This is a genomic window from Pseudomonas sp. 05N432, assembly GCF_056396945.1.
Map to the genome: position 1 here is coordinate 49,338 of NZ_JBFTMM010000011.1, position 20,119 is coordinate 69,456.

The window sequence follows — 20,119 nt, forward strand, 5'->3', positions numbered from 1 at the left end:
ATGTTCGAACTCGTAGACAACATCCCCGCAAGCCCGGTTATTAAAGTTATCGGTGTTGGCGGTGGCGGCGGAAACGCTGTGAATCACATGGTCAAGAGCAACATTGAAGGCGTTGAGTTCATCTGCGCCAACACTGATGCCCAGGCGCTGAAAAACATCGGCGCGCGGACCATCCTGCAATTGGGCACCGGCGTGACCAAGGGTCTGGGTGCTGGCGCGAACCCTGAGGTCGGTCGTCAGGCCGCTCTGGAAGACCGCGAGCGCATCGCTGAAGTGCTGCAAGGCACGAACATGGTGTTCATCACCACCGGCATGGGCGGCGGTACCGGTACCGGTGCTGCGCCGATCATTGCTGAAGTGGCCAAGGAAATGGGGATCCTCACCGTTGCGGTGGTGACTCGTCCGTTCCCGTTCGAAGGCCGCAAGCGTATGCAGATCGCCGATGAAGGCATCCGCGCGCTGAGCGAAAGCGTCGACTCGTTGATCACCATCCCCAACGAGAAGCTGCTGACCATCCTGGGTAAAGACGCAAGCCTCTTGTCGGCTTTCGCCAAGGCTGACGACGTACTGGCCGGTGCCGTTCGCGGTATCTCCGACATCATCAAGCGTCCAGGCATGATCAACGTCGACTTCGCCGACGTCCGTACCGTCATGAGCGAAATGGGCATGGCAATGATGGGCACTGGCTGCGCCAGCGGTCCGAACCGTGCACGTGAAGCGACTGAAGCGGCAATCCGTAACCCGCTGCTCGAAGACGTCAACCTGCAAGGTGCACGCGGCATCCTGGTGAACATCACCGCCGGTCCTGACCTGTCTCTGGGTGAGTACTCCGACGTGGGTAGCATCATCGAAGCCTTCGCTTCCGAGCACGCGATGGTCAAGGTCGGTACTGTTATCGATCCGGACATGCGCGACGAATTGCACGTGACTGTGGTTGCCACAGGCCTGGGCGCAAAAATCGAGAAACCTGTGAAGGTCATCGACAATACCGTTCAAACCTCCATGTCTGCTGCCGCACCTGCTGCCGCACGTCAGGAAATGCCGTCGGTCAACTACCGCGACCTGGATCGTCCAACCGTGATGCGCAACCAGGCTCAGGCCGGCGCAGCGGCGGCGGCGAAACTCAATCCGCAAGACGATTTGGACTACCTGGACATCCCGGCATTCCTGCGTCGTCAGGCCGATTGATGGAATGTATCAGGGCTATGAAGGTGATTGGTGTTCAGCAAAGGTCTGGTCTGCTATTATCGCCAGCCTTTGTTGATACCAGTTCGCAATTTGCGCTGAAGCGGCCCAAGCCATGATTAAACAACGCACCCTGAAAAATATTATCCGTGCCACAGGTGTAGGCCTGCACTCCGGGGAGAAGGTATACCTGACCCTCAAGCCAGCACCTGTAGACACCGGCATCGTGTTTTGTCGTGCCGACCTGGACCCTGTGGTGCAGATTCCTGCTCGCGCGGAAAACGTTGGTGAAACCACTATGTCGACGACACTGGTCAACGGTGACGTCAAAGTGGACACGGTGGAGCATTTGCTCTCGGCCATGGCTGGCCTGGGCATCGATAACGCCTACGTCGAGCTCTCCGCGTCCGAAGTCCCGATCATGGATGGTAGCGCTGGACCCTTCGTATTCCTGATTCAATCGGCTGGCCTGGAAGAACAGGACGCAGCCAAGAAGTTCATCCGGATCCTGCGTGAAGTGACAGTGGAAGACGGCGACAAGCGCGCCACTTTCGTCCCTTTCGAAGGTTTCAAAGTGAGCTTCGAGATCGATTTCGATCACCCGGTGTTTCGTGACCGCACTCAAAGTGCCAGCGTGGATTTTTCCAGCACTTCGTTTGTAAAAGAAGTCAGCCGCGCCCGGACCTTTGGCTTCATGAGTGATATCGAGTACCTGCGCAAGCACAACCTCGCACTCGGCGGTAGCGTTGAAAACGCCATCGTGGTCGACGCGGATGGAGTACTGAACGAAGACGGTCTTCGCTACGAAGACGAATTCGTGAAGCACAAGATCCTCGATGCAATTGGTGACCTCTACCTGCTGGGCAATAGCCTGATTGGTGAGTTCAAAGGCTTCAAGTCGGGCCACGCACTGAACAACCAGCTTCTGCGCAAATTGATTGAGCAGAAAGATGCTTGGGAAGTCGTGACGTTTGAAGACGCCAGCACTGCACCGATCTCTTACATGCGTCCTGTTGCGGCCGTGTAAGCAAAAACCTCTCTAGTTTTTAAAGGCTGCCTTCGGGTGGCCTTTTTTTATGGGTGCGCCAGGCATGGCGCGTTGCGCGCAAGCGCAACCAGCTTGGCTGTGGTGGCCACGCTGGTGACTTGGAGGTGGACGTCTTCTACACCCGACAAAAGGGAAGTGTTAGCCAAGGGCAATGATGCTGTGGACGGCCGTGCGTTATTTTTCGGTAGTATGCCAAGTGGCGCATCAGAAGATTTTCAGGGTTAACAGATCCAGGTCAAAATGGCTTTGCAGCATCACCAGCAAGATCAGTGACGTGCATGTCGCCTGACCTACAACCCCCGGATGGATCTGCTGAGCAGCCGGCAGTCATTGCTCGGAGCCCGTGCTCACGGCCTGCAAGGTACTGCGCACCTGGCCTGGGCTACTACCGGTGACGCGCCGAAACCAGTGACCAAACGAATCGCCCGAGGCAAATCCCAGGTGCTGCGCCAGGGTCTCGTTGGTGTTCTCGACCGCCAGGCCACGGTATGCCTCCACGAGCAGCAGACGGTTGTGCCAGTCCGTATAACGTAAACCGGTATCCTTGCGAAACAGACGTGCCAGAGTCCGCTCGGTGGCGCCTACCTCGCGACCCCATTCGGTCAGGTTCCTACGCATCCCAGGCTTGGCAATCAGTTGCTCGGTGACACGCTTGAGCCGTGCGTCACGCGGTAAAGGCAGGACCATATTGCTGGGCGCCAGTTCTTCGATGTCCTCGAACAACAATTGCAACATGCTGCCGCGCCGTTGTTCGGAAAGCGGCCGAGTGCTTTCCTCGGCCAATCGGTCGCACAGGGCGATAATCAGCAGGGATGCATCGATCAGCTTGATGCTCGGAGAGAAGCGTTCGCACAACTCCGGGCCAAGGTACAAGACCGTGAGGTCTACCTGGGTGTAAGCCTCACCAGAGTGCAAGGTCTGTGGCGGAATCCAGACCGCCATTCCCGGTTTGAGCAACCAGCGTTGCTCAAGGGCATTGCCATGGAGCACGCCCTTTTTCACTAACACGAATTGTCCGAGGTGGTGTCGATGAGGCTCGCTCTCCCCATCGGCCATCTTGGTCAACTGCCTTTCAATAACTAATGCTGTGTGATCCATGTCAGCGAAATGCATTGCTACTCCGTCTACCTTTGTTGCGGTCCGCCGCGCGAAGGCAGTCCAAAGGCAAAGAGTAAACCGACCGTCATCAAAAGACCTAGCAGCAGGAAAGTGATCTGGTAGGCCAGGTTGGGCGGCAGGTACAGCGCAATAGCCACCATCGCATTGACGCCGAACGCCGCGCCAAGGTTACGCAGAAATTGCACCGTGGACGTGTAGGCTCCCAACTGATCATGCGGGGCGCTGTTCTGCGCGAGCACCAGGGTCGTAGTGGCCGTCAAGCCCATCCCCAGCCCGACCAGTATCTGGCCTGCACCAATGGCCAACCACTGCGACCATTGCAGTCCCGCAGCCACCCCTATGCAACCGAGCATCAGCATCGACATCCCAACTATCGCCATGGGCCTGAAGCCGACGCTCGACAGACGCTTGCCACAGACGGTCGCGCCTACCACCCAGCCTAACGCTGCCAGCATGATCAGCACCCCTGTCGATAATGCGCTGCCCGCCGAACGGCTGAGAGCGATGGGCAACAAGCTGACCGTGGCGTACAAGCCGATACTCGAGATAACCACCAAGGCCATGACCGCTCCCAGCGCTGGCCGATCAAAGAACCCCAATGGCACCGGACTGCCGGCGGGTGCCGCGCGGACTCGAGCGACCAGTGCTACAAGACTGATGAGCATCACGATCGCCAGCGTCTGTATCGGGTGCGCGATCATGTCAAGGTGCTGACTGCTCAACATGAACAGTCCCGCACACGCGGCGATGGCCAAAAAAAACTGCGCTATGGGATCTACGGTCCTGGCTGATTGACCTCGGCCGATCACGGGTGTGAAAAGCAGCACCATCAATGCCAGAAAGCCCAGTGGCAGATTGAGCCAAAAAACTGCACGCCAGCTCAAGGTGCTGCCCAGTACAGTACCGGCAACAGGGCCCAATACTGCAGCCAGGCCCCAGACGCTGCTGAGCATTCCCTGCATGCTGGCACGCTTTGGCCCTTCGAAGAGCGATGCCAGCATCGAGTAGGAAAGAACGATGATGCCACCGGCCCCGATGCCTTGCAGGGCTCTGCCTGCAATCAGCATGACCATGCTCTGGCTACTGGCAACCACTGCCGACGTAGCGATGAAGATCAGCAGGCTGCCTTTCATCATCGAAGAAATTCCGAACCGATCAGCCAGTGCGCCGGCCAGCGGCGCAATCAGTGCCAGAGGCAGCAAGAAGCCCGAGACAACCCAGGGATAGAGCGTTGTATCCTGCATTTGCGCATTGATCTGCGGCAGTATGGTGCTGACTGCAGTGCTGTCCATGGCAGCGAGAAACAGAGCGACGAGCACGGCCAGGACACTCAAGGAATGCTTCTCCTGGCTGATCGAGTCAATGGGTGCAAGCGTTTGCGGCTTCATGCCGGCGTCCTCAGAGGAAGTATTGGGTGTGAATCGCGTTGGCCCTGGAAAACTCCCACACGATGGCCGCAGTATCGAATTCCATGTGCTCATCGACATTGCGAATCAGGTCGTGCGACTGGAAGATCTCTTTGAAGCGCAGGCGGTTAGCGTTCCGCTCGTGCGGTCGCGACGGGAAATCAGCTTACGTAACGGCCAGGGTTACGAAAATGCTCAATCAGGACAACTAATCGAATGAAACGGACGACGGCTATCGGTCATGCTTCAGCACTCTCGACGTCCTGACAATGACTCAATCAATGGTCTTTTTTGAGAACCTGCATTGCGCTGGAGGCTGCTCAAAGGAAAAAGGCCAACGCTCGGCATTGGCCTTTTTATGGTTCTTTTAAAAGATCGCAGCCTGCGGCAGCTCCGACGACTGGCTGCGATCTTTCAATTGGCGACCACTTGGTTGCGCCCTCCGTACTTGGCCTGATACAGCGCTTTGTCGGCTGCATGCATCAGGTTTTCCAGGCTCTCGCCCGGTTGCCCTGTCGAGGTGCTGAGGCCGATGCTGACGGTGATGGGGGACTCGTCGCCTTCGAACGGTGGCAGTTGCTCGACTGCCGCGCGGATATTTTCGGCAATCCGCAGGGCTCCGGCGCTGTCAGTCTCGGCCAGCACCACGGAAAACTCCTCACCGCCATAGCGCGCAGCGAGATCGGAGGGGCGACGGATGTTTTCGCTGATCACCCGGGCGAGTACGCGCAACGCATCGTCGCCGCCGTGATGGCCGTGACGGTCGTTGAACGACTTGAAGTGATCGGCGTCGATCATCAGCACTGACAGCGGCTTGCCCGAGCGCTGGGCACGGGACCATTCGCGGTTCAGGGCCTGGTCGAGGGTCCGCCGGTTTGCCACGCCGGTGAGGGCGTCGACGGCGGCCTGTTGCGCCAGTTCCTGCTCGGCGTGATGGCGCAGGCGAAATTCGCGGCACAGCAGCAAGGTCAGCCACATCAAGCCGATACACAACACCCCGGTTGCGCCACTGATCACGTACGCCGTGCGCTTCCAGCTGGCGAAGATTTCGTCCATGGAGAGTGCGACGCTGACCGTCAACGGCAGGTTGCCGACGCGCGAGAAGGTGTACAGGCGTTCCTGGTGGTCCATGCTCGACAGGCTGCTGAAGCTGCCACTGCCTTCACGCATGATGCGTATGACGTTGGGTCGATTGCCGAAACTCTTGCCGATGCTGGCATCGGTCAGCATGGGCTTTTGCGCCAGCAGTATGCCGTCCTTGTCGAGCACGTTGAGGGTACTGTTAGAGCCGATGTCCAGGCTGCTGAACAGCTCGTCAAAGTACTCCAGTTGCATGGACGCGACGGCAACGCCAAGAAACTCCCCGGTGGGCGAAGAGATGCGCCGGCTGAAGCTGATGCGCCACTGATCGTTCTCGGGGCAGTCGCAACGGGGTTTGAACGGGCGACTGATAAACATCCCGTTATCGCTGTTGCTGACGTGGGCCTGGAAGTAGTCACGGTCTGCAAAATTGCCCGATTTGGGCTGAATCGACGACGAGTTGGCGATCACATCGCCGTGCTTGTCGAGCAGCAGCACATCACCCTTGTAGCGTGCAGTACTTGCGCGGTCGAACAGCACCAGGTGGCGGATCTGCGCCGAAACCTTCTGCAGGTCGTCACGTTGGGCGGCAGCGATCAATCCTTGCAGTGACAGGTCATAGAGCTCGACGTTGCGCAGCACATCGGCATCGATCAGTTGCACGATGTTGGTCGCACCCCGCGTGGCCGCCTGCATGGCATTGGCGTGTTCGCGGATCAGCAGGAAGGTGACGATGGCGATGATCGCGACGACGGTCAGTGAACTGCCGAGAATCAGCAGCAATTCCGGTCGGCGGGCAGAGCCTGTTATGGCGTGGTGTGTGCGGTTTGCACTCATGGTTCTGATTTCTGCACAGGGACATCATCAGCGTAGTTCCCGGACACACCGGGCGGCATTGCAGATATCAGTTCGTTTATCTCAGTGCATGTATAGATCCCGGATACAAAAAAGGCCAGCACCGGTGCTGGCCTTTTTGTGAATTTTCTCAGAAAACGTTCAGTGGGTAGTCGACGATCACCCGGTATTCATCGGTGTCGGTATCCAGCGCACCATAGCCGTTGCCGCCACGGTTGGTGGCCCATTGCAGGCGCAGCGCCAGATCTTTGGCTGTGCCGCCCTGGACCACGTACTTGAGATCGACATCACGCTCCCAGTGTTTGGCATTTTTACCCGCTTCGTTATAGAAGCTGGCATAACCGCGACTGTTCGGGTCGACCTTGCTCAGGTCCAGCGTGCCACGCGAATACGACACGGCCGAGGTCAGGCCCGGCACACCGACGCCAGCGAAATCATAGGCGTACCTGAGCTTCCACGAACGCTCGTTCGGGCCGTTGAAGTCCGAATACTGCTGCGAGTTGTCGAGGAAGATGCTGTCGCCCTGGGCGATGTAATCGAACGGCGTGTTGCCGTTCACGCGCTGGTAAGCGGCGGTGACGCTGTGGCTACCGACGCCCACGGTGAAGTGCAGGCTGTAGGTGTTGTTGTCGATTTTGCCGAGCAGCGCATCGCCGGTGTCCTGGGTGTGATAGTAGTGCAGGCCCGGATTGAAGCTGACCAGTTCGTTGACTGCGTAGGTGTAGTCCAGGTCGTAGTAGTACTGGTGCCAGATGTCCTTGAGCTCGGACGCATAGAGGCTGCTGGTCAGGCCCGGCAGACCGCTCCAGGCCACACCGGCCCAGTTCAGGTGCTGGCTTTTGTCGCCGTCCGCCAGTTTGCCGTAGGACGTCCCGATGCGCTGGTGCCCGCTCTGGTTGTAAGGCTTGGTGAAGCTCGCCTGGCCGCCTTCGATCAGCCAGCCGTCGAAGCTGTGGTTGGTCAGGCTGACGCCACGAAAGGTCTGCGGCAGCATGCGGCTCATGCCGCCGGCGATCACCGGGTTGTTCAGGAACAGGTCGCCGGCTTTCAGTTCAGTGTCCAGGGCGCGCATTTTCAGGGTACCGCCAGCGCTTGAAAACGAGCCCGGTGCTTTGCCGCTGTCATCGCTGATCGGCAGGATACTCGAGCCACCGGTGCCGCCACCGCCGTCGAGTTTGAGCCCGAGCATGGCGTTGGCATCCACGCCAAAACCGACCGGGCCCTGGGTGTAGCCCGATTCGAAGAGACCGAGGAAACCCTGGCCCCATTCGATGTTGTCGTTAGTCTGCTGCTGACGGTTGCGGTTCAGGTAGTAGTTGCGGGCGTTGAGTTTAAGGCTCGAACCTTCAACGAAACCTTCGTGGCGGGAATCGTCGGCGGCCTGGACAGGTGCGGCCATCGTTGCGGCCATTGCAATGAACAGCGGACTGAGTTTGAGGGTGATGCTCACGCGGGATACAGCTCCTTGGGTCAATAACAAGCGTTGTTATAGTTAATAATCCGGGTATTTCTTATTGGGTAATAACGAAGGAATGCCTGACAAATACACAACGAAAAAAAGCCGCTGATAGCAGCGGCTTGAAGACAACTTCTCAAGGGAAAGAGCCCTGAGAAGTGTCGAGGGAAACTGAGTGGTGTTGCMGATCAGCTGTCTTTTCCAACCTGTGGTTGAGACTGATCAGCCGATGTTTGACGGGTTTGCTCGGGTTTCTGTGCTTTTGCGGTCAGTTCAGCCTGGGACTTGTCGAAGGCTGCGGCGCGTGCGGCATTATGCGCGACAAATGCCGGCGACTCTTCAGCCATGGCAAAGGGAGACAACAACAAGGACGACAAAACGAAAGCGCTGGCAATACCCATACTGTTGGACATCTTGAAAACCTTCTTGCTTGGCAAGTGCTGTTTGGTGTGGCCAAGGTAAAGGTCTTGGGGGGTGGGAAAAAGAGCGGATTGCATAAAGGACTGTTGCATCAAGAGCAACAGTAGGTGGGGCTGCAAATACCTGTAGCAGCTGCCGAAGGCTGCGTTCGGCCGCGCAGCGGTCGTAAATCCTGTCTACACGGATTACCTGAAAAACCGCAGCGCATGATTTCACGACTGCTGCGCCCGAACGCGGACCGAGCCGAACGCAGGCTGCGCCAGCTGCTACAGGGGGGGATGTAGCAGTGGGGGAATCAAATCGGCAAATAGATTCCGAACGTATTCACGCCGTTATCGCTGCGCACAAACACATTGCCGCCGTGCATCAGCGCAATCGCCTTGACGATGGCCAGCCCGAGGCCATGGTTGGCGCCGCTGTTGCTGCGCGAGGCGTCGACCCGGTAGAAACGCTCGAACAAGCGCGGCAAGTGTTCGCTGGCGATGGGCTCGCCGGGGTTGGCGACGCCGATACTGACCTGATGTTCCTGAACATCGATCTTCACCCGGATGACCTGGCCGGGAGCCGTGTGCTGCACCGCGTTGTTCAGCAGATTGATCAACGCCCGGCGCAGGTGCGCGATTTCGATCTGCACCTGGGCATCGCCGCTGACCTGAACCTTGACCTGCGCGTCCTCAAGGATGAAATCCAGGTAGTCCAGGGTGGTGGCGACTTCGTCCGCAAGCGAGGTGGTGGTCAGTTTGGTGGCCTTGCTGCCCTGGTCGGCGCTGGCCAGAAACAGCATGTCGTTGATGATCGAGCGCAGCCGTTCGAGTTCTTCGAGGTTCGATTGCAGCACTTCGAAGTAGTGCTCCGCCGAGCGCCCACGGGTCAGGGCAACCTGGGTCTGGCCGATCAGGTTGGTCAGCGGCGAGCGCAGTTCGTGGGCGACATCGGCATTGAACGATTCAAGTCGCGTGTAGGCTTGTTCGACCCGCTCCAGCGTCGAGTTGAACGAGCTGACGAACTGATTGAGTTCTGGCGGCAGCGGCGACAGTTGCAGTCGTGAGGACAGCAACGGCGGTGCCAGTCGTTGAGCTTCCTGCGACAACTTGATCAACGGTTTGAGGCCGATTCGCGCCACCCAGTAACCCAGCGCCGAGGCCAGCAGCACACCGATGATTGCCAGGCTGATCAAGGCGATCAGCAAGTGATGCTGGGTCTCATAGAAGGTTTGCGTGTCGATGCCGATCATGAAGCGCAGCGGTGGACGCTGGTCCTTGGCCGGAAACTGGCTGACCAGCACTTTCATCGGATAGGGTTGACCCGGCAGTTGTACGTCGCGCTTGCCGGTTGGCCCTTGCGCCAAGGCACGGATCTGCGGGGTGATGTTGCCGTATTCGTAGTTGGCATCGCCGCTGATGATCCAGAAACTGATGCGCTTGTCCTCTTCGCCAAGCAGGTTGAGTTTGTTGTTGATCTTCACCCAGTGCTCTGGCGTACCGAAGCGCCCGACCGTGGATTCGAGCACGCTGTAACGCGCATCCAGTTCGGCTGCCGGCAACAGCGCCAGGCCTTTTTCGACCTGTTGATACAGCGCCCAGCCGATCAACAGAAATACCAGCGCCGCCACCAGCGTGAACATGCCGCTCAGGCGCAGGGCGATTGAATTACGAGGCACTGCGGCTCTCCAGCACATAGCCCATGCCGCGAATGGTGTGCAGCAGTTTCTCTTCGAACGGCCCGTCGATTTTCGCCCGCAGACGCTTGATCGCAACTTCGACGACGTTGGCGTCGCTGTCGAAATTGATGTCCCAGACCATCTCGGCAATCGCGGTTTTCGAGAGAATTTCACCCTGACGCCGGGCCAGCACGCTGAGCAGCGAGAACTCCTTGGCGGTCAGGTCCAGCCGCGTACCGGCACGGGTGGCCTTGCGGCTGATCAAGTCAATCCACAGGTCGGCAATGGTCACTTGCACCGGCTCGTGGCCACCGCTACGGCGGGTCAGCGCTTGCAGGCGGGCGACCAGTTCGAGAAACGAAAAGGGTTTGCCCAGATAATCGTCGGCGCCATCGCGTAGGCCTTTGATCCGGTCTTCGACACGCTCGCGGGCGGTCAGCATGATCACCGGGGTCTGTTTGCGGGCACGCAGGGCGCGCAGCACGCCGTAGCCGTCGAGACCCGGCAGCATCACGTCGAGGATGATCACCGCGTAATCGTTTTCGAGCGCCAGGTGCAAACCTTCGACGCCGTCCGGCGCCCGGTCCACGGTGTAACCCTGTTCGGTCAGGCCGCGGTACAGATAATCCGCGGTTTTCTCTTCGTCTTCGATAATCAGAACGCGCATGACCCGCCTCAGTGTGTAGTCGCCAGCGCAGGCGCTGGTGTGGAGCGATGGAACACCCGCTCAAGCCATAAGTATATGACTGGCGTGGTAAACAGCGTCAGCGCCTGGCTGACCAGCAAGCCGCCGACCACCGCGATCCCCAGTGGTTGGCGCAGTTCGGCACCGGTGCCGTAGCCGAGCATCAGCGGCAGGGCGCCGAGCAGGGCGGCGAGGGTGGTCATCATGATCGGCCGGAACCGCGTGAGGCATGCCTCGAAAATCGCCTCTTGCGGGGACAGCCCGCGATTGCGCTGGGCGTCGAGGGCGAAGTCGATCATCAGGATGCCGTTCTTCTTGACGATACCGATCAGCAGCACCAGGCCGATCAACGCCATGATCGAGAAGTCCTGGCCGAGGATCCACAGCAATATCAAGGCGCCGAGACCGGCCGAAGGCAAGGTCGAGATGATGGTCAGTGGGTGCACGAAGCTCTCATAGAGCACGCCAAGAATGATGTACACCGCCACCAGCGCCGCCAGAATCAGCCACGGCTGGCTGGCCAGTGAACTCTGGAACGCCTGGGCCGCGCCCTGGAAATTGCCATTGACCGAGGCCGGCATGCCGATGTCGTTCTTCGCCTGGTTGAGCAAAATCACCGCATCGCCCAACGCCACGCCAGGCGCGAGGTTGAACGACAGGTTGGCGGCCGGGAACATGCCGTCGTGGGCGATGGACAACGGGCCGATGGTCGGCGCATCGAATCGGGCCAGCGCCGACAAAGGCACCATCTCGCCACTCAGCGGCGAGCGCAGGTAGAAATAGGCGAGGCTTTCGGCCTTGCCGCGTTGGCGGGTGTCGAGTTCGAGAATGACGTTGTACTGGTTGATTTCGGTCTGGAACTCGTTGACCTGCCGCTGACCGAAGGCGTCATAAAGCGCCTCGTCGACATCGCTGGCGGTCAGCCCGAAACGTGCCGCAGCGGCACGGTCGATGTGGATGTGGGTGATGCTGCCGCCCAATTGCAGGTCGTTGGAAATGTCGCGGAACGCCGGGATGCTGCGCAGTTTTTCGGTCAGGCGCTGGGTCCAGAGGTTAAGCGTCGGGCCGTCGTTGCTCTTGAGCACGTATTGATACTGGGCGCGGCTGGGGCCGGAGCTGAGGTTGATGTCTTGCCCGGCGCGCAGGTACAGCACAATGCCCGGGACCTTCAGCAGTTGCGGACGAATCCGGTCGATGAAGGCGCTGGCGGACACATCGCGGTCGCCGCGTTTTTTCAAGGAGATCCAGAAGCGCCCGTTGGCGATGGTCTGGTTGCTGCCGGAAACACCCACCGAATGCGAAAAGGTCTGCACTGCCGGGTCGGCGGCGACGATGTCGGCCAGGGCCTGGTGCTTTTTCACCATCTCCGGAAACGACACGTCGGCGGCGGCTTCGGTGGTGCCGAGGATAAAACCGGTGTCCTGTATCGGGAAGAAACCTTTGGGGATAAACACGTAGCCGGCAACCGCCATGCACAGCGTCAGGCTGAAGATCCCCAGCATCAGTTTCTGATGCGCCAGGGCCCGGCGCAGTGCGCGTTCATACAGCGCGAGCAGGCGTTCACCGAAACCGGGTTTGGCGTGGGCATCGTGTACCGGCGCGCGCATGAACAGGGCGGCCATGGTCGGTGCCAGGGTCAACGACACCACCACCGAAATCATGATGGTCGAAGTGGCGGTGAGGGCGAACTCCTTGAACAACCGGCCGACCACGCCGCCCATGAACAGCAGCGGAATAAACGCCGCGACCAGCGAGAAGCTGATCGAGACCACGGTAAAACCGATCTCGCCAGCGCCCTTGATTGCGGCCTCGCGCATGCCGTCGCCGGCCTCCAGGTGGCGGTGAATGTTCTCCACCACCACAATCGCATCGTCGACCACAAACCCCACGGAAATGACGATCGCCACCAGCGTCAGGTTGTTCAGGCTGAAGCCCATGATGTACATCAGCGCGATACTGGCGATCAGCGAGACCCCGAGTACGCTGGAAACGATCAGCGTCGCCGACCACTGGCGCAGGAACAGCGCCATCACCGCGACCACCAGCAGGACCGCGATCARCAGGGTGACTTCGACTTCGTGCAGCGAAGCGCGGATGGTCTGGGTCCGGTCGATCAGCACGTTGACCTGTATCGACGCCGGAAGCATCGCTTGCAGGCCCGGCAACGCGGCTTGAATCCGGTCCACGGTGTCGACGATGTTCGCGCCCGGTTGTCGCAGGATCACCAGGTTGACCCCCGGCCGATCGCCGGACCAGGCCTGGACGTAGGCGTCTTCCGAGCCACTGACCACGGTGGCGATGTCCCGGAGCTGGACCGGTGCGCCGTTCTTGTAGGAGACGATGAGCTGACCGTACTCGTCGGGATGGAACAGCTGATCGTTGGTCGATAGCGTGGAAATGCTCGACTCACCGTACAGCGCGCCCTTGGCCAGGTTGAGGCTGGTTTTCTGAATGGCCAGGCGCACATCGGCCAGGGTCAGGCCGATGGCGGCAAGTTTGTCGGCCGAGGCCTGGACCCGGATCGCCGGGCGTTGCTGGCCAGTGATGTAGATCTGGCCGACGCCGTCGATCTGGCTCAATTGCCGCGCCAGCAGGGTTTCGGCGTAGTCGCTGAGTTCGGTGCCGGGCATTTGCGTCGAACTGACGCTGAGGATCAGTACCGGGCTGTCGGACGGGTTGACCTTGCGCCAGGTCGGCAGCGTCGGCATGTCCTTGGGCAGTTTGCCGGCGGCGGTGTTGATCGCGGCCTGAACTTCCTGCGCGGCAGTGTCGATGCTTTTGTTGAGGGTGAATTGCAGGGTCAGGTTGGTCGAACCCAAGGCGCTGCTGGAGGTCATCTGGGTCATGCCGGGGATGGCGCTGAATTGCACCTCCAACGGTGTCGCCACCGACGAAGCCATGGTGTCGGGGCTGGCGCCGGGCAACTGCGCGGCGACCTGAATGGTCGGGAACTCGGCTTCCGGCAACGGGGCGACGGGCAGGCGCGGGAAGGCGATCAGGCCCAGCAGCACCAGGGCGAAGGTCAGCAGTGCCGTGGCGACCGGGTGGTCGATGCACCAGGCCGAAATGCCGCCATGGACTTTCATGGCTGTTGCTCCGCCGCAGTGCTTTGTGTGAGCGCTGGCGGCTCGCCGAGAATCTGCACGCTGGCCCCTGGCTTGAGCCGCGACTGACCATCGCTGACCAGCACATCACCGGCCTTAACCCCTGTGATGATGTTCAGCCCGCTGTCCTGATAGACCATTTGCACCGGAACCGATTCGACCTTGTCGCCGTTGACCCGGTAAACGAAATGCTGATCCAGCCCGCGCTGGACCACGGACGGCGGCACCACCAGCGCATGCTTGTCGACGGCGGTCTGGATCTTGAGGGTCACCAGTTGCCCGGGCCAGAGTTTTTGCCTGGCGTTGCTGAATTCGGCCTTGGCGCGAATGGTCCCGGTGTTGGCATTGATCTGGTTGTCGATGAGCATCAGGTGGCCTTCGCCGAGCAAGTCACCGGTCTGGCCATTGGTGTCGGCACCGAGGTAGGCATTCACGTCTGCAGGCGGGGTTGCGCTGATCAGCCGTTGCAGGGTTGGCAACATTTGCTGCGGCAGGGCGAACTCGACGGCAATCGGGTCGATCTGGGTGACCGAAAACAACCCTTGGGTATCGCTCATGCGCAGGAAGTTGCCTTCATCCACGGTGCGAATACCGACGCGACCCGTCACCGGCGAGCGAATCTGTGTGTAGGAGAGCTGCACCTGCGCCGCATCGATGGCCGCCTGATTGCCCTGCGCGGTGGCTTTCAACTGATTGACCAGGGCTTGTTGCTGGTCGTAGGTTTGTTTGGAGACGCCGTCATCGACACTCAGCAATTTGTAGCGTTTGAGGTTAACCTCGGCGACCTGCAACTGCGCCTGGTTTTCAGCCAGTTGCGCACGGGCCTGATCGAGGCTGGCGCGGATCGAGCGATCATCGATGGTCGCCAGCAGATCGCCGGCCTTCACCAGCTGACCCTCCTTGACCAGCAGCCGGGTGAGGATGCCATCGACCTGCGGACGAATAACCACACTGTGCAACGACAGCACCGAGCCAATCGCGCTGACATAGCGCGGCACGTCGCGTTCGACGACGCTGACCACCCGCACCGGAATCGCGGTGGGGGCCGCGAGTTTGCTCGTCGCCGGTTTGAGCGCAACGCCAATGGCCACGGCAGTGACCGTCACCAGCAGCGCGGCGATCAGCAGTTTTTTTCCTGGAATGGGCATGAGCATCGAACGCCGGGGCAAAAAGACGGGAAATAATGGCCTAGGGGGCGTTCTCAATTAGTTTCCCCACCGCGTTGTCGCCTTAAAGCGGGCCAGGCAAGGCGCAGGCCGCTGGGAATGGTTGTTCCCTTTCCAAGGCCTGCAACGCAGCCTGGCCCGCTTTAAGGCACAACCCGAAGGGCCGGGCCTGCTGTTGTGCAGGGCTGCGTTGCTCGAAGCTTATTTGGAATGACCAAACCACGCTTCTCGCGCCTTGCCCTGCACAACAGCAGACCCGGCGCGGCGGGGAAACTAATTGAGAACGCCCCCTAGTTATAGTCCTTCGTTGCGGTCAGCAGGGTGACGGCTAACTGACAGGGCTGTCAGCAAAGGTGACCATTCATGCACCGGGAGGTTAAAGATCACGGGCGCGCAGGTATACTGCCGGCCTTTCGCGGCCCACCCATCGGGCCCGACTCACTGTAACACCCGGAGCATTCATGACTTCCCCGATACAAGCGCCTGCTGCTGACGAACAGGCTGACCTGCCAGACAGCGTCGACTCCAGCGCCGACAGCGAAACCAAAGCCGTCATCCCGGCCTTCAAGTTCCCGTTCAAACCGGGCGAGTTGGCCTCCGCCAAAAACGCCAGTCAGCCGTGGTACAAGAACGGCGCCAAGAATGGCCACACCAAGGTCCCGGGCGCAGCGCCTCCTGGCACCCGTCGCTCGATGGGCAAGCGCTGAGTCGTCCCTCTCGGTTATAAATCTCAGGCCGCGCGCAACGAGATAAACGCATAGTTCAGCGGCTCGGCCGTGACCACGTGCGCGCCAGCGGCCTGCACTTGCTCAGCAATGTCGTTGCCTGACACGTGGAACAGCCATTCACCGACCGAACCGAGCAACGGCGCTGCCTGAACCTGATCAATCGCCGAGGCAAACGCCGCCATGTCCGGCAGGTAGGCGGTAAATCCGTCACCCTTGAGCGCTGTGGTGCGAATTCCCAGACGCTCGCAAATCGCCTCCTTGGCCTGAACATCGTCGCGGTCTGCCTGACGCGAGCGCTGGATCAGGTCGGCCAATGCCTGATCAACCAACTGACCGCCGACGATCAACGCAGGACCTTGCTCCCACGATTCGGGCGGGCAGTCCTTGGCGGTCGGTGTCAGCGGGATGTGCGGATTGATTTCCATCGGGTAGATGCGGCACACCAGCGGCCGGCGCTCGTAGATGCGGCAGAGGTTGTCTTCGTCAAGATTCCGGCAGCGACCGGCGTTGTACGCGGCAAAGGTAATCGCTACATGGGCCTGGGTCGCGCCGCTGGGCACCACCACGGAACGGCGTTCGGCGTGCTCGCGTTGCAAGGCCGGAAGGCCCAGGCCATTGCCGAGAAAACCTTCCACCAGCACGATCACGGCTCCGCCGTCAGCCGCCCACATCCGGGCCTCGGCGAGGGTCAGGGGCACATGGTGGTCGGTGCAGCACTTGCCGCAACCTACGCAGGAAAACGTCGTATTCATTAGGCGACCGGTCACATTCCAGAGGCGTCAGCGATGGCGGAAAACCACCGCGAGGGAGGGTGCCAAAGCAAGTTGTGCGCCAGTCGCTGGCCCTTGGGTGTGTGTTGGTCAAGGGCTGAGTATGCATGATCGTTTGATGTTGCCAGTGCGGAGCTCATCGCGAGCAGGCTCGCTCCCACAGTGGTTTTCGTTTTACACAGAATTTGCGTTCAATGAGATCAAATGTGGGAGCGAGCCTGCTCGCGATAGCGGTCTCAGTCTGGAACCTGCTCGCGACGAACCACGCGCATTCCAGCGCTTTCATAGAGGCGCTGAGCCCGGTGGTTATCTTCCAGGACCTTGAGGTCAACAAACCCTTCGCGCCGCTGTTGAAACACACTGAACGCATGCAACAACAACGCTCGTCCCAAGCCTTGTCCCTGAGCCCGTGGATGCACTACCAGGTTCTTGATGTAGGCGCTGGTCCAGCACTGGGCCACGCCGACAATGCCGTGGGCATCCGAGGCGATAAAACACAGCGCCGGGTCATATTCCGCATCGCTTTCAAAGCGCTCGCGCCACACCTCCAGCGCCGGTACTCGACCGCCGCCGTGTTGATAACCCTGTTCCATCAACCCGTGAACCGCTTCGGCCAGTTCGGGGCGGTATTGCTTCAGCACTATGCCTGGAGGCCAGGCAATGACGGGCAACACCCCGGCGAGGTCGCGCCGCAGCAGCAGACAATACTCCTCAGCCAAGGCTCAATGACCTTGTTCTTGCTGCGCGACGGCTTTTGCGGCGGTGATCAGGCATTTGGTCAGCTCTGGCGAGGAGAACTTGGTCAGTACTGCATTCGCCCCGGCCAGACGGGCTTTTTCGCTGTTCATCGCACTGTCCAGCGAAGTGTGCAGCAGGATATAGAGGTGGGAAAAGTCCGGGGTTTCACGCAGGGTCCGGGTGAAGGCATAACCGTCCATCTCGGACATTTCGATGTCCGAGACAATCAGGTTGATCTGCTGTGCAGTGCCTTGCAGGTCCAGCAGGCAGTCGATGGCCTCCCTGGCGCTGCGTGCGGTGTGGCATTGCAGGCCGAGGTTGCGCAGGGTGTGTACCGATTGTTGCAGCGCCACCTGGCTGTCATCGACCACCAGAATGCGCGCGTTGCCCAATACTTCGGCGTCTTCCATGCTCAGCTCGGTCGGGGCCATTTCGATTTGCGCCGGGGCGATGCCGTGGATGACTTTTTCGATGTCGAGCACCTGCACCAGCGTACCGTCGACCGAGGTCACGCCGGTGATGTACGAACGCACGCCACCGGAGCCGTAGGGTGGCGGGCGGATGTCGGTGGTCAGGCAATGGACGATCTTGCTTACCGCCTGAACGTGCAGACCCTGTTTGGAACGGCTGACGTCGGTGACGATCAGGCAGCCCCCATCCGGGTCCACCAGCGGCCGCTCGCCGATCGCCCGGCTCAGGTCGATGACCGACAGCGAGGCACCGCGCAGGGTGGCGATGCCTTTGACGTGCGGGTGTGACTCCGGCAGCTTGGTCAGCGGCGGGCAGGGGATGATTTCGCTGACTTTCAGCAGGTTGATCGCCATCAGCTTGCCGCTGCGCAAGGTAAAGAGCAGAAGCGAAAGTGAATCTGCGCGGGCTTTGTTGGAGGACATAAAAACCTTCTGAGGAAAAAGGTGATGGGCGATTGTGGGATCGCCAGCAACTATTGATATCGGGTTATCGACTTGATGGGGGCAGGCTTTAGAAATTCGGGTGAACGGTATGACGTCTTCGCGAGCAGGCTCGCTCCCACAGTGGATATTCGTCGTACACAATATGTGTGTCTCATGAAGATCAAATGTGGGAGCGAGCCTGCTCGCGAAGGGGCCTTCATTTCATGCCCAACCGCTTGGCCATCCGCCCGAGGTTCGCCCGGTCCAAGCCTAGCTCACGGGCGGCGCTGGCCCAGTTGTTTTGATGGCGCTCAAGACAAGCGGTGATCATCTGGCGTTGATAGTTTTCGGTGGCCTGGCGCAGGTCACCGAACACTTCAACGGTGGGCGCCGGTTCAATGCTGGTTGGTGCTGGGGGTGTTTCGAGGGGCGTGTGGGGCAAGTCCAGATCCGCCGCGCTCAGGCTGAGAATCTTTGGCCGTTCCCGTGAGTTGCCCAGCGCTTTCAAGGCACTGCGACCAATCAAGTGTTCCAGTTCGCGGACGTTGCCCGGCCAGCTGTAGGCCAGCAATGCCGCTTGGGCGTCGCTGCTCAGGCGCAGGCTGTTGAGGCCCATCCGCGAGCGGTTCTGTTCGAGAAAGTAACCGCTGAGCAGCAACACATCCCGACCACGATCACGCAGCGCCGGCACCAGCAGCGGGTAGACGCTGAGGCGATGGTAGAAGTCGGCGCGGTAGCGGCCGCTGCGCACTTCTTCGGCCAGGTCACGGTTGGTCGCGGCGATCAGGCGCACGTCGACCTGATGCTCCTTGTCCGAGCCCAAGCGCTGTAACTGACCGCTTTGCAGCACACGGAGCAATTTGGCTTGCACCGCCAGTGACAACTCGCCCACTTCATCGAGAAACAGCGTGCCGCCATTGGCCAGTTCAAATTTGCCACGTCGGTCGTTCAGCGCCCCGGTGAAGGCGCCGCGCACATGGCCGAACAATTCGCTTTCCACCAGGGTGTCGGGCAGCGCGGCGCAGTTGAGGCTGATGATCGGTTTGTCGGCACGCGGTGACGCGGCGTGGATCGCCTGGGCCACCAGCTCTTTGCCGACCCCTGTTTCGCCAGTGATCAGCACCGTCAGGTCGCTGCCGCCAACCAGGTTGATCTCTTCCACCAAGCGCTTGTGCGCTTTGCTCTGGCCGATCATTTCGCGACTCTGCTGACCGCTGGCCTGGCGATAGACCTCGGCGCGCTGGTGTTCGTCCTCTGCGCGATTGGCCAGCCGTTCGATACGTTCGGCGGCGTTGACCGTGGCGGCGGCGAGGCTGGCAAAGGCTTGCAAGGCGTCCAGCTCGATCGGTTCGAAGCGCTCCGGGTCCAGCGCATCGAGGGTCAGCAAGCCCCACGGACGCTCGTCGATAAACAACGGGCAACCCATGCAGTCGTGGACTTCCAGGTGATCGCCATGACCGTCGACCAAACCGTCATAAGGGTCGGGCAAGGTGCTGTCGCTGGGGAAGCGCGTCGGCTCCGAGCGGCTGAGCAACGCTTCAAAGCGCGGGTGTTCGCTGACCTTGAAGCGCCGGCCGAGGGTGTCGGTGCTCAGGCCATCTACCGCCAACGGCACCAGCCATTCACCGTCGAGCCGCAGCAGGGCGGCGGCATCGCAGGGGAGCAGGGCGCGCATGGCTTCGAGCAGGCGCCGGTAGCGCTCGCCTTCGGGCAATTCGCGGGAAAGGTCGGAGACCAGTGGCAACAACGCGGTGAGCAAGGGTTTTGCAGTCATATTGACTCCATGTAGTCGAGGTGACTATAAAT

Annotated in this window: 16 protein-coding genes; 3 read left to right on the forward strand and 13 right to left on the reverse strand. The window is 60.2% G+C overall.

Features of this window, described 5'->3' with window-relative positions:
* Together ftsZ and lpxC are read left to right on the forward strand one after the other, a co-directional pair.
* Positions 1-1,188 carry a cell division protein FtsZ gene (gene ftsZ, locus AC1DHT_RS13555; RefSeq protein WP_427533285.1) on the forward strand — a complete coding sequence of 396 codons (1,188 nt, stop codon included), beginning with the start codon at positions 1-3 and terminating at the stop codon, positions 1,186-1,188.
* Positions 1,189-1,300: 112 nt separating this feature from the next.
* Positions 1,301-2,212: a UDP-3-O-acyl-N-acetylglucosamine deacetylase gene (gene lpxC / locus AC1DHT_RS13560; RefSeq protein WP_054595720.1), complete on the forward strand. Its 912-nt coding sequence runs from the start codon at positions 1,301-1,303 to the stop codon at positions 2,210-2,212.
* Positions 2,213-2,560: 348 nt separating this feature from the next.
* On the opposite strand, the gene AC1DHT_RS13565 is transcribed toward lpxC, so the two are convergent.
* From AC1DHT_RS13565 to AC1DHT_RS13605, 9 genes are all read right to left on the reverse strand, one after another.
* On the reverse strand, positions 2,561-3,346 hold the full coding sequence (locus AC1DHT_RS13565; protein WP_427546921.1) for an AraC family transcriptional regulator: 786 nt from the start codon (positions 3,344-3,346) through the stop codon (positions 2,561-2,563).
* 11 nt (positions 3,347-3,357) lie between these two features.
* Positions 3,358-4,740, reverse strand: a complete 1,383-nt coding sequence (locus AC1DHT_RS13570) for an MFS transporter (protein WP_427546924.1) — start codon at positions 4,738-4,740, stop codon at positions 3,358-3,360.
* 432 nt (positions 4,741-5,172) lie between these two features.
* Entirely contained in the window at positions 5,173-6,675 is a 1,503-nt protein-coding gene (locus AC1DHT_RS13575) for a sensor domain-containing diguanylate cyclase (protein ID WP_427546927.1), read from the reverse strand.
* Positions 6,676-6,823: 148 nt separating this feature from the next.
* The gene (locus tag AC1DHT_RS13580; protein ID WP_427546946.1) at positions 6,824-8,104 is read right to left on the reverse strand and encodes an OprD family porin; all 1,281 of its coding nucleotides are present in this window, start codon (positions 8,102-8,104) and stop codon (positions 6,824-6,826) included.
* A gap of 233 nt (positions 8,105-8,337) precedes the next feature.
* The gene (locus AC1DHT_RS13585; protein WP_427546949.1) at positions 8,338-8,562 is read right to left on the reverse strand and encodes a hypothetical protein; all 225 of its coding nucleotides are present in this window, start codon (positions 8,560-8,562) and stop codon (positions 8,338-8,340) included.
* A gap of 302 nt (positions 8,563-8,864) precedes the next feature.
* Complete coding sequence (locus AC1DHT_RS13590; RefSeq protein WP_427546930.1) at positions 8,865-10,229, reverse strand: heavy metal sensor histidine kinase; 1,365 nt, start codon at positions 10,227-10,229, stop codon at positions 8,865-8,867.
* Positions 10,219-10,896, reverse strand: a complete 678-nt coding sequence (locus AC1DHT_RS13595) for a heavy metal response regulator transcription factor (RefSeq protein WP_145015036.1) — start codon at positions 10,894-10,896, stop codon at positions 10,219-10,221. Before AC1DHT_RS13595 ends, AC1DHT_RS13590 begins: the two co-directional genes overlap by 11 nt.
* An 8-nt stretch (positions 10,897-10,904) precedes the next feature.
* The gene (locus AC1DHT_RS13600) at positions 10,905-14,000 is read right to left on the reverse strand and encodes a multidrug efflux RND transporter permease subunit (protein ID WP_054595724.1); all 3,096 of its coding nucleotides are present in this window, start codon (positions 13,998-14,000) and stop codon (positions 10,905-10,907) included.
* Positions 13,997-15,166 carry an efflux RND transporter periplasmic adaptor subunit gene (locus AC1DHT_RS13605; protein ID WP_427546934.1) on the reverse strand — a complete coding sequence of 390 codons (1,170 nt, stop codon included), beginning with the start codon at positions 15,164-15,166 and terminating at the stop codon, positions 13,997-13,999. The genes AC1DHT_RS13600 and AC1DHT_RS13605 overlap by 4 nt, the downstream gene beginning before the upstream one ends.
* Positions 15,167-15,645: 479 nt before the next feature.
* Here AC1DHT_RS13605 and AC1DHT_RS13610 point away from each other — a divergent pair, with 479 nt between their 5' ends.
* The gene (locus AC1DHT_RS13610; protein WP_054595725.1) at positions 15,646-15,891 is read left to right on the forward strand and encodes a hypothetical protein; all 246 of its coding nucleotides are present in this window, start codon (positions 15,646-15,648) and stop codon (positions 15,889-15,891) included.
* A 23-nt stretch (positions 15,892-15,914) separates the two neighbouring features.
* Here the strand turns inward: AC1DHT_RS13610 and AC1DHT_RS13615 are convergent, their stop codons facing one another.
* The 4 genes from AC1DHT_RS13615 to norR form a co-directional block, all read right to left on the reverse strand.
* Positions 15,915-16,664 (reverse strand): YkgJ family cysteine cluster protein, encoded by a 750-nt coding sequence (locus AC1DHT_RS13615; RefSeq protein ID WP_427546937.1) that lies wholly within the window; start codon positions 16,662-16,664, stop codon positions 15,915-15,917.
* Between the two features lie 254 nt (positions 16,665-16,918).
* Positions 16,919-17,401 carry a GNAT family N-acetyltransferase gene (locus AC1DHT_RS13620; RefSeq protein WP_427546940.1) on the reverse strand — a complete coding sequence of 161 codons (483 nt, stop codon included), beginning with the start codon at positions 17,399-17,401 and terminating at the stop codon, positions 16,919-16,921.
* A 3-nt stretch (positions 17,402-17,404) separates the two neighbouring features.
* Positions 17,405-18,313 (reverse strand): chemotaxis protein CheV, encoded by a 909-nt coding sequence (locus tag AC1DHT_RS13625; RefSeq protein ID WP_427533277.1) that lies wholly within the window; start codon positions 18,311-18,313, stop codon positions 17,405-17,407.
* Positions 18,314-18,530: 217 nt separating this feature from the next.
* A complete protein-coding gene (norR, locus tag AC1DHT_RS13630; RefSeq protein WP_427542966.1) occupies positions 18,531-20,087 on the reverse strand; it encodes a nitric oxide reductase transcriptional regulator NorR in 1,557 nt (518 codons plus the stop codon).
* Positions 20,088-20,119 lie beyond the last annotated feature (32 nt).

Excerpts from the sequence above, each read along its gene's own strand:
- norR (WP_427542966.1), bottom strand. The coding sequence starts at position 20,087 with ATGACTGCAAAACCCTTGCTCACCGCGTTGTTGCCACTGGTCTCCGAC.
- AC1DHT_RS13585 (WP_427546949.1), bottom strand. The coding sequence starts at position 8,562 with ATGTCCAACAGTATGGGTATTGCCAGCGCTTTCGTTTTGTCGTCCTTG.
- ftsZ (WP_427533285.1), top strand. The coding sequence starts at position 1 with ATGTTCGAACTCGTAGACAACATCCCCGCAAGCCCGGTTATTAAAGTT.
- AC1DHT_RS13610 (WP_054595725.1), top strand. The coding sequence starts at position 15,646 with ATGACTTCCCCGATACAAGCGCCTGCTGCTGACGAACAGGCTGACCTG.
- AC1DHT_RS13595 (WP_145015036.1), bottom strand. The coding sequence starts at position 10,896 with ATGCGCGTTCTGATTATCGAAGACGAAGAGAAAACCGCGGATTATCTG.
- AC1DHT_RS13605 (WP_427546934.1), bottom strand. The coding sequence starts at position 15,166 with ATGCCCATTCCAGGAAAAAAACTGCTGATCGCCGCGCTGCTGGTGACG.
- AC1DHT_RS13580 (WP_427546946.1), bottom strand. The coding sequence starts at position 8,104 with ATGGCCGCAACGATGGCCGCACCTGTCCAGGCCGCCGACGATTCCCGC.
- AC1DHT_RS13570 (WP_427546924.1), bottom strand. The coding sequence starts at position 4,740 with ATGAAGCCGCAAACGCTTGCACCCATTGACTCGATCAGCCAGGAGAAG.
- AC1DHT_RS13625 (WP_427533277.1), bottom strand. The coding sequence starts at position 18,313 with ATGTCCTCCAACAAAGCCCGCGCAGATTCACTTTCGCTTCTGCTCTTT.
- lpxC (WP_054595720.1), top strand. The coding sequence starts at position 1,301 with ATGATTAAACAACGCACCCTGAAAAATATTATCCGTGCCACAGGTGTA.
- AC1DHT_RS13565 (WP_427546921.1), bottom strand. The coding sequence starts at position 3,346 with ATGCATTTCGCTGACATGGATCACACAGCATTAGTTATTGAAAGGCAG.
- AC1DHT_RS13615 (WP_427546937.1), bottom strand. The coding sequence starts at position 16,664 with ATGAATACGACGTTTTCCTGCGTAGGTTGCGGCAAGTGCTGCACCGAC.
- AC1DHT_RS13575 (WP_427546927.1), bottom strand. The coding sequence starts at position 6,675 with ATGAGTGCAAACCGCACACACCACGCCATAACAGGCTCTGCCCGCCGA.